Consider the following 9,895-nt stretch of genomic DNA (forward strand, 5'->3'; position numbering starts at 1 on the left):
TCTCGTCCTTCCCCTGTTCGCGGGTCCGCTACCCGTCGTCCTCGCCCCGCGCCCCGCGCGGCACGAAGCGTCTCGCATAGGCCTGCGGATCGCGCGGGACGCGGATCTGGGTCGCGTGCCCGCCGCCCAGGCCAGAGCTATATTCCACGTCGATGATATGGTCGCCTTCGCCGGGCGCAATCCCCCGCGGCCGCCCCGCCTCGCGACGTATCGTCTGACGCGCCTTGGCCCAGACGGCGAGGGCTATGGCCAGGACGAGGCCAGCGATCACGGCCGCCTCGCCGAGAGCGCCGCTCATCCCTTGCCGTGCTTCTCGGCCTCGCGCAGCAGCCAGTCGGCGCTGCGCTGGGGCGCGAGCTGTTCCGTCGGCCCCTGCTCGCGGCCGAGATAGGCGAGGAAGGTGGGGCGTGCCGCGGGCTCGATATCGCGCCAGGCGCGCCATTCGCGGATGCCCGCGTAAACGAAGACCGCGAGGTGCGGCAGCAGAAGAAGAAGGACGAGGAATGTCCTCAAGCCGCCCTCACTCCGGCGCCCGCGTGGTGAGCGCCAGCGCGTGGAGCTCGCCTGCGGACCCGTCCATCTTGCCCTTGAGCGCGGCGTAGACGGCGCGCTGCTGCTGCACGCGGTTCATGCCGCGAAAGCTCTCGTCGACGACCTGCGCGGCAAAATGCGCGCCGTCGTCGCCCTCGACGGTGATCTGCGCGTGGGGGAAGCTCTCCCTCAGAAGATCCTCGATCTCGCGCGCCGTGATCATGCATCTCCTCCTGCGTCGCCTGCCATCCCATGAGGGTAGGTCCCCCGCCGGGGTCCTGCAAGGGCAGGTTGCGTCGCCGCCGGCCCGGCTCAGCCGCCGAGCCCGCCCACCAGCGCCCCGACCGCGAAGGCGACCGCGGCGCAGGTGCCGCCCACCGCCACCGTCTCGGCCACGCAGCGCGCCAGTCGTTCCTCGGTCGCGCGCCAGCGCAGCAGGCCGAGCGCGATCAGCGCGGTAAAGGTGGCGGCGACCGACAGCCAGATCGCCGCGGGGTCTGCCGCGGGGCGCAGGAAGAAGGGCACCAGCGGGATGCCACCGAACACGATGAAGGCGCCGAAGGTGAACAGCCCGTCGGCCACCGGCGTCGCCGTGCGCATGTCGGGCATCTGCAACTCGTAGGACATCATCATGTCCACCACGAGTTCGGGGCTCTTCATCAGGTGGTCGGCCGCGACCGCGGCATCGGTCCCGCTCAGGCCTCGCTCCGTGAGCATCTGGACGACCTCGGCGCGTTCCTGCGCAGGGCTCTCGCGCAGCTCTCGCAGCTCGGTCGCGCGCTGCGACAGATAGAGGTCGCGCTGCGAGCGGGTGGACAGAAACTCGCCCAGCCCCATCGACGTGGCGTCGGCGAACAGGTTGGCCAGCCCGAAGACCAGAACGGCGAGCGCCCCCACCTGCTCGGCGCCCTCGGCCGACGCGCCGGCAAAGCCCGCGACGATGGCGAAGGTCGTCACGATCCCGTCGTTGCCGCCATAGACGATCTGCTTGAGGAACTCCTGAAGCCGCCCGAGGTGGTGCGTCTCGGCGCGGTGCGCCTGCCAGTCGATCGGATCATTGGTCATCGTGCTCTCCCGCGCGCAACCTCGCGCGGCGTGGGGCCGGCCGGAAGTGGCCTTTCGCGCCCGAGCGTTTCGCTCGGACAAGCCGCGGCCGAAGGGGCCCGGCATCGCGGGCCGGCGGGGCCATGCCGGCGCATCGGTCGCGGCGCGCGGGGCGTTACTTTCCCGGCCGCGCGGGCTATATCGCCCCCGAGCAGGAGGGAGCGAAGCGAGATGCGTGATCTGAAGATCCCCGACCAGCGCCACCCCGAAAAGGCGCACCGCCAGGACAACGCCCAGCCGAAGAAGCCCAAGTGGATCCGGGTGAAGGCGCCCTCGGGCAAGGGCTATGCCGAGACGGCGAAGATCATGCGCGACAACCGCCTGACCACCGTCTGCGAGGAGGCGGGGTGCCCCAACGTGGGCGAATGCTGGTCGGCCGGCCATGCCACGATGATGATCATGGGCGAGATTTGCACCCGCGGCTGCACCTTCTGCAACGTCGCTACCGGACGGCCCGACGCGCTCGACGTGTTCGAGCCGGGCCGCGTGGCCGACGCGGTGCAGAAGCTCGGCCTGAACCACGTGGTCATCACGTCCGTCGATCGCGACGACCTCGACGATGGCGGCGCCGAGCACTTCGCCCAGACGATCCGCGCCGTGCGCCACCGCGCGCCGGGCACGACGATCGAGATCCTGACGCCCGACTTCCTGCGCTGCAGGCCGGAGGCCCTCGAGACGGTGGTCGCGGCGAAGCCCGACGTCTTCAACCACAACCTCGAGACGGTGCCGGGCCTCTACCAGGAGGTGCGCCCCGGTGCGCGCTACTTCCACTCGCTGCGCCTGCTGCAGCGCGTGAAGGAGCTCGACCCGTCGATGTTCACCAAGTCGGGCATCATGGTCGGTCTCGGCGAGGAGCGCCCGCAGGTGCTGCAGGTGATGGACGACATGCGCTCGGCGGACGTCGATTTCATCACCATCGGCCAGTACCTGCAGCCCACGCCCAAGCACCACGCGGTGGCGAAGTTCGTCACGCCCGAGGAGTTCGCCGCCTACGAGAAGGCGGCCTGGGGCAAGGGCTTCCTGATGGTGTCGGCGACGCCGCTCACCCGCTCGTCCTATCACGCGGGCGACGATTTCGCCCGCCTGCGCGCGGAGCGAGAGAAGCGGCTGGCGGCGATGGAAGCGTGACGGGGCCGCAGGGCAAGAGTCTTCACGAAGACTCTTGCAAATTCCTTCTGACAAGGAATTTGCGCCCGGCCCTGCCGCGCTTCACTCGGCGTCGGGCGCTGCGACCGGCGCCAGCCCCTTGACGTAGGCGGCGATCGCCTCGCGGTCCGACGCGGGCAGTTCGGCGGTGTTCTTGACGACGCTCGCCATCGTGCCGCCGGCGCTGTCGTAGTCGGGCGTGAACCCGGTCTCCAGGTAGTAGGCGATGTCGGCTGCCGACCAGTCGAGCGCGGCCGGCGTGATGTTGGGGATGCGGCCGCGCCCCGAGGGGTTTTCCGCCCCGCCCATCCAGCGTGCCAGGTCGAGCCCGCCCCAGCGGTCGCGCGGGGTATGGCACTCGGCGCAATGGCCCAGCGCCTCGACCAGGTAGCGGCCGCGCTCCAGCGTCTCGGACGGGGCGGCCGCGACCCAGTCGTCGGAGAGGTGGCGCCACTTCCACAGGCCGATCCCGCGGCGCAGCGTGTAGGGGAAGGCGAGCGCGTTGGGATCGTTCTCGCGGTCCGCCTCGGGGAGTGTCTGCAGGAAGGCCCAGAGATCGGCGAGATCGCGGTCTGTCATGTGAATGTAGGCGGTGTAGGGGAAGGCCGGGTAATAGTGTGCCCCCTCGGGCGAGACGCCGCGCAGCATGGCGTTGGCGAAGTCGCCCACCGACCAGGCGCCGATGCCGGCCTCGGGGTGGGGCGAGATGTTGGGCGCCACGAAGGCGCCGAACTCGCTTTCCAGCCGGTGGCCGCCGGCCAGCACCAGCCGTGCCTCGCCCTCGGCCCCGTCTTCGGCGTGGCAGGAGGCGCATCCGCCCGCGTGGAAGACGAGCCGCCCGCGTTCGGCGTCGGCCTCGACCGCGGCGATCGCGGCCAGTCGCGCCTCGGGCAGCACCTGCGGCCGCGAGATCCACCACGCGCCCCCGGCGGCGAGGGCGGCGATCAGGACGAGAAAGAGGAAGAAGCGGCGCATCGTGCCTCCGGCTGTTCGCCTCGCGCCCGGGCGGAGTAGCCGAGCGCGCACGGGGTTTCCAGCGTGCCGTCGCCGGAACGGGAGCAGGGGGAGCCGACGCGCGGCGCCCCCCAATTTGTTGGGACAGGCCAGAACCCGCTCGCGTCGACGGGCCCATGGCCCGCGACGGGCCGACCTGCGGCGCAACGCACCAATCGGGGCGATGCCGCCGCGCGGGTCCGCGGTCGAGGCGTCGGCGGCGGCCCCCGGCGCGTCCGCCCCGCTCTGCGGATCAGTTCAGTTCGGGGCCGCGATGCGCCTCGTGGCAGGCCTGGCAGGTGCCCCCCAACGCGCCGACCGCGGGCCCGAGCGCTTCCTGGCCCGTCGCGGCCACCTCGGCCAGGGCGGCGGCCTGCGTCCCGTAATCCTGCCACTTCGAGGCGAAGTCGTCGAAATCCTCCCAGATCGAGGGCTGCGCGCGGGTCGTGTCGAGCATGATGTTGTCGGAGCCCTCCGGCCAGTGGAACTCCTGGCCGAGTTGCGAGACCGCGACGAGGTTGGCGGCGGCGAGCGCCGCAGTGTCGGCGTCGTACTCGATATTGCCACGGGCCATGCCGCCGAGCATGCCGAGGTTCAGCGCCATGATCTTGAACTGGCCCTGACGCGCGGCGACCTGATTCTCGAAGTCCTGCGCGAGCGTCGCGGCGGGCGCGAGGGCAAGGGCGGCGGCGAGGCTGGCGGCGGCGGCGTGGAGGCCGAGGCCGTTGGCGTGGCTGATCATGTGCTACTCCTGGTGGTCGTGGTCCGGGCGTCTCCTGACGCCCGGCCCCAGTGTAGGGCGGAATGTCGCAGACGCACGACACGGCGCGCGCCGGCCGGGTCACGGTTTCGTGATCCGCGGCGGGGCGCCGCCGGCCGAAGCGGCGGAGGGGGTCAGAAGCTCCTCGGCGCGGGGAGGGGTGTGACGCCCATCCAGTCCGGCCAGCCCACCCACCGCTCCACGGCGACGAGCCCGAGGCAGGCCACGATCACGCCGACGACGAGCAGCACGCGCGCGGGCGGCGGCGGCCGGTCGGCCCAGCGTTTCATCCGGAAAAGCCAGTGCAGACCGGGGATCATCGCACCCTCCGCAGGCCCCTGAGGCGCGCCCTTCCCGCTCAGGCGCGCGCCCGGGACGCCGCGCGCGCCTCGTCGGTCGTGGCCTCCCGCGTGTCGTCCACGAAGCGCACGGCCCCGATATGCGGCAGATTGCGATTGGACTGGGCGTAGTCGATGCCGTAGCCCACCACGAACTCGTCCGGGATCTCGAAGCCGGTCCAGCTTGCGCGGATCTCCACCTCGCGCCGGGAGGGCTTGTCGAGCAACGCGATCGTCTCGAGCCGCCGCGGCTGGCGCGCGCGCAGCAGGTGGATGACATGGGCCAGCGTGTGCCCGGTATCGACGATGTCCTCGACCACCAGCACGTCGCGCCCCGCGATCTCGCCGCGCAGGTCCTTGAGGATGCGCACCTCGCGCGAACTTTCCATGCCGCTGCCGTAGGATGACGCCTCGAGGAAATCGACCTCGACGGGCAGATCGAGCTCGCGCACGAGATCGGCGATGAAGATGAACGAACCGCGCAGCAGGCCCACCACGACCAGCTTGTCGGTGCCCGCGTAGGCGCGCTCGATCTCGCGGGCGAGGTCCTCGATGCGGGCCGCGATCGTCTTGGCCGAGATCATCCGGTCGACGACATACGCGCGCCCCTCGTGCGATACCGGCATGGCCGCGCCTCCCTGCTGCGTCCCGTCGCGCTGGCGGTGCGGCGGGCTTTCCCCTTGAACTCGGGGCGGGAGCATACGATCTGTCGCCCCGTTGTCCACGTCCCGAAAGGCGCCGCCCGCCCCAGATGCCCACGCATTCCGAGACCCGCACGCTGCCCTATACGGCCGACCAGATGTACGCGCTGGTGGCCGATGTCGACCGCTACCCCGAGTTCATCCCGTGGACGGCGGCCTCGCGCGTGCGCTCGCAGCGGTCTTCGGGCGAGGCCGTCATCATGGACGCCGACCTCGTCATCTCGTTCAAGGTGTTCCGCGAGCGTTTCGGCAGCCGGGTGACGCTGTGGCCGGCTGAGCGGCGGATCGACACCGAGTATCTCGACGGCCCGTTTCGGCACATGATCTCCAAGTGGCACTTCGAGGATCTGCCCCAGGGCGGGTGCGAGGTGCATTTCTACGTCGATTTCGAATTCAAGAACCGTCTGCTGCAGGGCGCAGCGGGGATGTTCTTCAACGAGGCGATGCAGCGGATCGTGCGCGCCTTCGAGGCGCGGGCCCGCGACCTCTACGGTCAGCCCGCCGAAGCGCATGCCGCCGCTCCCCGCGCCGGCGGCGCGCCGGCCGCGTCCGGCCGCGGCGGATGAGAGGGCCGGCGCATGCCGCGGACGAGCGGGGCGCGCAGCCAGGCCTCGCCGCGCGGCTGGCGGGCTTCGCCTGCCGCGCCGTACCCACCGAGGCCGCCCTCGCAACCATGCGCCTCAGCCTCTTCGACTGGGCGGCCTGTGCCATCGCCGGCGCGGCCGAACCCGCCGCCGCGATCCTTCGTGCACAGGCCGAGGCCGAGGGCGGCGCAGGACAGGCGAGCCTCGCCGGCAGCCCGGCCATGCGCGTGCCCGCCCGCGCCGCGGCGCTGGTGAACGGCGCAGCCTCGCACGCGCTCGACTACGATGACACTCAAATGGGCCCGGTCGTGCACCCCTCGGTCGCCGTGCTGCCCGCCGCGCTCGCCGTGGCCGAACGGCAGGGCGCAGGCGGGGCGGAGATGCTCCACGCCGCCCTCGTCGGGGCCGAGGTCATGGTCCGGCTCGGCCTGTGGCTCGGCCCCGACCACCCGGGGCGCGGCTTCCACCCGACAGCGACCTGCGGCGCCTTCGGGGCGGCCGTCGCGGCCGGCCTGCTCGGCGGGCTCGACGCGGGCCGGATGGAGCAGGCGCTCGCCATTGCGGCGACGCGGGCGGCGGGGCTGCAGGCGGTGTTCGGCTCGATGGGCAAGCCGCTCAACGCCGGCACCGCCGCCGCCGCTGGCCTCGAGGCGGCCGACCTCGCCGCCGCGGGCTTCACCTGCCCGCCCGCGGCGCTCGACGGGCCGCAGGGCTTCGGTCCCGCGCATGGCGGCGCGGCCCGTCCGGAGGCGCTGCTCTCGCTCGATGCCCGCTGGGAGATGGCGCGCGTCAGCCACAAGCTGCACGCCTGCTGTCATGGCCTGCACGCCATGCTCGAGGCGCTCGCCGGGCTCGATCTGCCCGCCTCCGAGATAGATCGCGTCACGGTGCGCACCCATCCGCGCTGGCTCGCCGTCTGCGACGATCCCGCCCCCACCACAGGTCTCGAGGCCAAGTTCTCCTACCGGCTGACCGGAGCAATGGCGCTGGCGGGGCGCGACACCGGCGACCCGGCGACGTTCTCCGCCGCCGCCTGCGCCGAGCCTGCGCTGGTGCGGCTGCGGGACCGGATCGACGTGGTGGGCGACCGCGCACTGCCCGAGACGGCGACGCAGGTCGATGTCACCGCCCGCGGCGGCGCGACGACCCGGCTTGTCCACGACATCGACACGCCGCTCCCGCCCGAGCGCCTGCGCCGCCGCCTCGAGGCCAAGGCGAGCGCCCTGGCCGGCGCCGAGCGAGCCGCCATCCTCGCCGCGGCCACGCTGGCGGATGTCCCCGACATCGCCCAGGTCGGGGGCCTCCTGCGCGAGGCAGCGGCCTGACGAGACCCACTCGGCCCCGGCCTCACCCGGCCCGAGCCCACCCCGGCCCGAGCGCACCCCGGCCCGCGCCCGCCCCTTCTTCTTGCTCGAAATATCCCGGGGGTGCGGGGGCTGGCCCCCGCTTCTGGCCCTCTCGGCCTGCGCCGTCGTCAGCTCGGCAGCGCTGCCAGCACCATCCGCAGGGCATGCTCGACGGAGGCCGCCCTCACGGGTGCCCGGCCGAGCGGGCCGAAGTCCACGGTCTCTGCGCGCACGCCCGTCGCGTCCGCCAGGGCGAAGCACACCCGCCCCTCGGGCTTGTGCTCCGATCCTCCGGGGCCGGCGACGCCGGTAACCGCGATGGCGAGGCCCGCGCGCGCGCGCGCCAGCGCGCCCTCGGCCATGGCGCGAGCCACCTCCTCCGACACCGCGCCGTTGGCGGCGATCAGGGCGGGGTCGACGCCCAGCATCTCCTCCTTCGCGGCGTTGGAGTAGCTCACCCAGCCCCGGTCGAGCACGGACGACGAGCCGGGCACGTCGGTCAGCGCGCCCGCGATCAGCCCGGCGGTGCAGCTCTCGGCGGTGGCCAGTCGCACGCCCGCCGCTTTCGCCCGGGCCACGGCCTGATACGCCAGCGCCGTCATCCCGGCAGCAGGACCAGATGCGCCAGCGCCGCGAGCGCGGCCACCGCGGCCGCCGCCCACAGACCCGCGAAGACGTCGTCGGCCATCACGCCCGTCGCGTCCTTGCGCCGGTCGAAGAGGTTGGCCGGCCACCACTTGTAGATGTCGAAGAAGCGGAATCCGAAGAAGGCCACGACGATCCCCGGCCACAGCGCCAGAACGGGCGCCCCGGTCACCGCCGCCCCGATCGAGACGGGCATGAGGGCGATCCACTGGCCCACCACCTCGTCGATCACGATCTCCGAGCGGTCCGGGTCCGGGTCTCCCGCCGTCTCCAGCGCCACCGCCCGCAGGCCCGCCACGTAGACGAGCGCGGCAGCGAGCGCGAGCAGCGCCGGCCCGCCGGCCGCGTGCAGCCCCCAGGCCATCGGCAGGGCCGCGAGCGAGCCCCAGGTGCCAGAGGCGGGCCGCAGGCAGCCCACGAGCAGGACGGTGACGAAGAGGCGCGTCAGGCGCATGCCGCCCGCCCGACCAGCGCGACGGTCGCGAGCGCGGCGATCCCCTCCTCGCGGCCGGTGAAACCCAGCCGCTCCGAGGTGGTCGCCTTGACGCTCACCCGTCCCGGCTCCAGCCCCATGATCTCGGCCAGTCGTGTCTGCATGGCGTTCGCGTGCGGCCCGATCTTCGGTCGTTCGCAGACGAGCGTGCAGTCGACGTTGCCGATGCGGAAGCCGCTCTGCACCGCGAGCCCGACCGCGTGGCGCAGGAAGATGTCCGAGGCCGCGCCCTTCCATTGCGGGTCCGACGGGGGGAAGTGCCGGCCGATGTCGCCCTGGGCGAGCGCGCCGTAGATCGCGTCCGTGATCGCGTGCATGCCCACATCGGCGTCGGAATGGCCTTGGAGGCCGCGGTCGTGGGGCACTTCCACGCCGCAGAGAATCACCGCCGTTCCCGCACCGAAGCGGTGGACGTCGTAGCCGTTGCCGAGACGGATTTCCATGTGGCCGGCGTCTCCCTCCTGGTCGGCGAGGATGCGGGCGGCGCGCGTCCAGTCCTCGGGACGGGTGAGCTTGATGTTGTCCTCCTCGCCCGGAACGATCGCAACGTCCAGCCCCGCCGCGTGTGCCACCTCGACGTCGTCGGCGGCGCCGGGCGGTGCGCTTGCATGGGCGGTGCGGATCGCGTCGAGGCGAAAGCCCTGCGGCGTCTGCGCCCGCCACAGCCCGTCGCGCGGGGCGGTCCCCGCCACCGTGCCGCCGTCGCCTTCGCGCCATAGCGCATCCGTCACCGGCAGGGCGGGCGCGGCGCCGGGGGCACGCTCCAGCGCGGCCAGCACACGGCCGATCAGCGCGCGCGTGACGAAGGGGCGCGCCGCGTCGTGGATCAGCACATGCGTCACGGGGGCGGGCAGGGCGGCCAGCCCCGCGGCGACCGAGGCCGCCCGCGTCGCCCCGCCCGCAACACTCGGCACGCCAGGGGGGAGGGCGGCGCGGGCGCGTGCCGCGTCGTCGGGGTGGATGACCACCACGATCTCGGCGACGGCCGGGTGGTCGGCCAGCGCCGCGACCGTGCGCGCGAGCACCGGCAGGCCGCCAAGATCCTGATATTGCTTGGGCACCTCGCCGCCCATCCGCGTTCCGCGCCCGGCAGCGACGACCACGACGCCGACACGGCGCGGTGCGGCCGGCTCTGGCGCCGATGTCTCTGTCGCCGATGTCTCCGGCGTGGATGTGTCCGGCGCGGAACGGGTGGTCGGCATGCTCGGGCTCTCCGGGGCGGGCACCCGTGCCGGGCGCGCGCCAATGTCTAGG

At 72.9% G+C, this 9,895-nt stretch carries 14 protein-coding genes; 3 read left to right on the plus strand and 11 right to left on the minus strand.

What is annotated here, in order from left to right; translation table 11 throughout:
* Positions 1–28 precede the first annotated feature (28 nt).
* From DLJ49_RS08130 to DLJ49_RS08145, 4 genes are all read right to left on the minus strand, one after another.
* The gene (locus DLJ49_RS08130; protein ID WP_115393038.1) at positions 29–298 is read right to left on the minus strand and encodes a hypothetical protein; all 270 of its coding nucleotides are present in this window, start codon (positions 296–298) and stop codon (positions 29–31) included.
* Positions 295–513, minus strand: a complete 219-nt coding sequence (locus tag DLJ49_RS08135; RefSeq protein WP_115393039.1) for a hypothetical protein — start codon at positions 511–513, stop codon at positions 295–297. Before DLJ49_RS08135 ends, DLJ49_RS08130 begins: the two co-directional genes overlap by 4 nt.
* A gap of 7 nt (positions 514–520) precedes the next feature.
* Positions 521–754, minus strand: a complete 234-nt coding sequence (locus tag DLJ49_RS08140; protein ID WP_115393040.1) for a BolA/IbaG family iron-sulfur metabolism protein — start codon at positions 752–754, stop codon at positions 521–523.
* 89 nt (positions 755–843) lie between these two features.
* Positions 844–1,596 (minus strand): VIT1/CCC1 transporter family protein, encoded by a 753-nt coding sequence (locus DLJ49_RS08145; RefSeq protein ID WP_115393041.1) that lies wholly within the window; start codon positions 1,594–1,596, stop codon positions 844–846.
* Between the two features lie 210 nt (positions 1,597–1,806).
* Here DLJ49_RS08145 and lipA point away from each other — a divergent pair, with 210 nt between their 5' ends.
* A complete protein-coding gene (lipA, locus tag DLJ49_RS08150; RefSeq protein ID WP_115393042.1) occupies positions 1,807–2,763 on the plus strand; it encodes a lipoyl synthase in 957 nt (318 codons plus the stop codon).
* A gap of 81 nt (positions 2,764–2,844) precedes the next feature.
* Here lipA and DLJ49_RS08155 read toward each other — a convergent pair whose 3' ends face one another.
* The 4 genes from DLJ49_RS08155 to hpt all read right to left on the minus strand — a co-directional run bounded on the left by DLJ49_RS08155 (position 2,845) and on the right by hpt (position 5,498).
* A complete protein-coding gene (locus DLJ49_RS08155; RefSeq protein WP_115393043.1) occupies positions 2,845–3,756 on the minus strand; it encodes a cytochrome c in 912 nt (303 codons plus the stop codon).
* 271 nt (positions 3,757–4,027) lie between these two features.
* Complete coding sequence (locus DLJ49_RS08160) at positions 4,028–4,516, minus strand: c-type cytochrome (protein ID WP_115393044.1); 489 nt, start codon at positions 4,514–4,516, stop codon at positions 4,028–4,030.
* Between the two features lie 152 nt (positions 4,517–4,668).
* Complete coding sequence (locus tag DLJ49_RS08165; RefSeq protein ID WP_115393045.1) at positions 4,669–4,854, minus strand: hypothetical protein; 186 nt, start codon at positions 4,852–4,854, stop codon at positions 4,669–4,671.
* Positions 4,855–4,892: 38 nt separating this feature from the next.
* Positions 4,893–5,498, minus strand: a complete 606-nt coding sequence (gene hpt, locus DLJ49_RS08170) for a hypoxanthine phosphoribosyltransferase (protein ID WP_115393046.1) — start codon at positions 5,496–5,498, stop codon at positions 4,893–4,895.
* Between the two features lie 125 nt (positions 5,499–5,623).
* Between hpt and DLJ49_RS08175 the strand changes: the two genes are divergently transcribed.
* Positions 5,624–6,139 (plus strand): type II toxin-antitoxin system RatA family toxin, encoded by a 516-nt coding sequence (locus DLJ49_RS08175; RefSeq protein ID WP_115393047.1) that lies wholly within the window; start codon positions 5,624–5,626, stop codon positions 6,137–6,139.
* Positions 6,136–7,482, plus strand: coding sequence for an MmgE/PrpD family protein (locus tag DLJ49_RS08180; protein WP_115393048.1), 1,347 nt, complete (start codon positions 6,136–6,138; stop codon positions 7,480–7,482). Before DLJ49_RS08175 ends, DLJ49_RS08180 begins: the two co-directional genes overlap by 4 nt.
* A gap of 149 nt (positions 7,483–7,631) precedes the next feature.
* Here DLJ49_RS08180 and DLJ49_RS08185 read toward each other — a convergent pair whose 3' ends face one another.
* The 3 genes from DLJ49_RS08185 to DLJ49_RS08195 are packed head-to-tail and all read right to left on the minus strand — an operon-like array spanning position 7,632 to position 9,843.
* Entirely contained in the window at positions 7,632–8,105 is a 474-nt protein-coding gene (locus DLJ49_RS08185; protein ID WP_115393049.1) for a CinA family protein, read from the minus strand.
* A complete protein-coding gene (locus DLJ49_RS08190) occupies positions 8,102–8,602 on the minus strand; it encodes a phosphatidylglycerophosphatase A family protein (protein ID WP_115393050.1) in 501 nt (166 codons plus the stop codon). Before DLJ49_RS08190 ends, DLJ49_RS08185 begins: the two co-directional genes overlap by 4 nt.
* Entirely contained in the window at positions 8,593–9,843 is a 1,251-nt protein-coding gene (locus DLJ49_RS08195; RefSeq protein ID WP_115393051.1) for a bifunctional 2-C-methyl-D-erythritol 4-phosphate cytidylyltransferase/2-C-methyl-D-erythritol 2,4-cyclodiphosphate synthase, read from the minus strand. The genes DLJ49_RS08190 and DLJ49_RS08195 overlap by 10 nt, the downstream gene beginning before the upstream one ends.
* Positions 9,844–9,895 lie beyond the last annotated feature (52 nt).

The sequence above is a fragment of the Rhodovulum sp. 12E13 genome (assembly GCF_003340565.1).
Taxonomy (GTDB): Bacteria; Pseudomonadota; Alphaproteobacteria; order Rhodobacterales; family Rhodobacteraceae; genus HLUCCA09.

Excerpts from the sequence above, each read along its gene's own strand:
- DLJ49_RS08185 (WP_115393049.1), bottom strand. The coding sequence starts at position 8,105 with ATGACGGCGCTGGCGTATCAGGCCGTGGCCCGGGCGAAAGCGGCGGGC.
- DLJ49_RS08130 (WP_115393038.1), bottom strand. The coding sequence starts at position 298 with ATGAGCGGCGCTCTCGGCGAGGCGGCCGTGATCGCTGGCCTCGTCCTG.
- DLJ49_RS08190 (WP_115393050.1), bottom strand. The coding sequence starts at position 8,602 with ATGCGCCTGACGCGCCTCTTCGTCACCGTCCTGCTCGTGGGCTGCCTG.
- hpt (WP_115393046.1), bottom strand. The coding sequence starts at position 5,498 with ATGCCGGTATCGCACGAGGGGCGCGCGTATGTCGTCGACCGGATGATC.
- DLJ49_RS08145 (WP_115393041.1), bottom strand. The coding sequence starts at position 1,596 with ATGACCAATGATCCGATCGACTGGCAGGCGCACCGCGCCGAGACGCAC.
- DLJ49_RS08160 (WP_115393044.1), bottom strand. The coding sequence starts at position 4,516 with ATGATCAGCCACGCCAACGGCCTCGGCCTCCACGCCGCCGCCGCCAGC.
- DLJ49_RS08175 (WP_115393047.1), top strand. The coding sequence starts at position 5,624 with ATGCCCACGCATTCCGAGACCCGCACGCTGCCCTATACGGCCGACCAG.
- DLJ49_RS08155 (WP_115393043.1), bottom strand. The coding sequence starts at position 3,756 with ATGCGCCGCTTCTTCCTCTTTCTCGTCCTGATCGCCGCCCTCGCCGCC.
- DLJ49_RS08165 (WP_115393045.1), bottom strand. The coding sequence starts at position 4,854 with ATGATCCCCGGTCTGCACTGGCTTTTCCGGATGAAACGCTGGGCCGAC.
- DLJ49_RS08140 (WP_115393040.1), bottom strand. The coding sequence starts at position 754 with ATGATCACGGCGCGCGAGATCGAGGATCTTCTGAGGGAGAGCTTCCCC.
- DLJ49_RS08180 (WP_115393048.1), top strand. The coding sequence starts at position 6,136 with ATGAGAGGGCCGGCGCATGCCGCGGACGAGCGGGGCGCGCAGCCAGGC.
- DLJ49_RS08195 (WP_115393051.1), bottom strand. The coding sequence starts at position 9,843 with ATGCCGACCACCCGTTCCGCGCCGGACACATCCACGCCGGAGACATCG.
- lipA (WP_115393042.1), top strand. The coding sequence starts at position 1,807 with ATGCGTGATCTGAAGATCCCCGACCAGCGCCACCCCGAAAAGGCGCAC.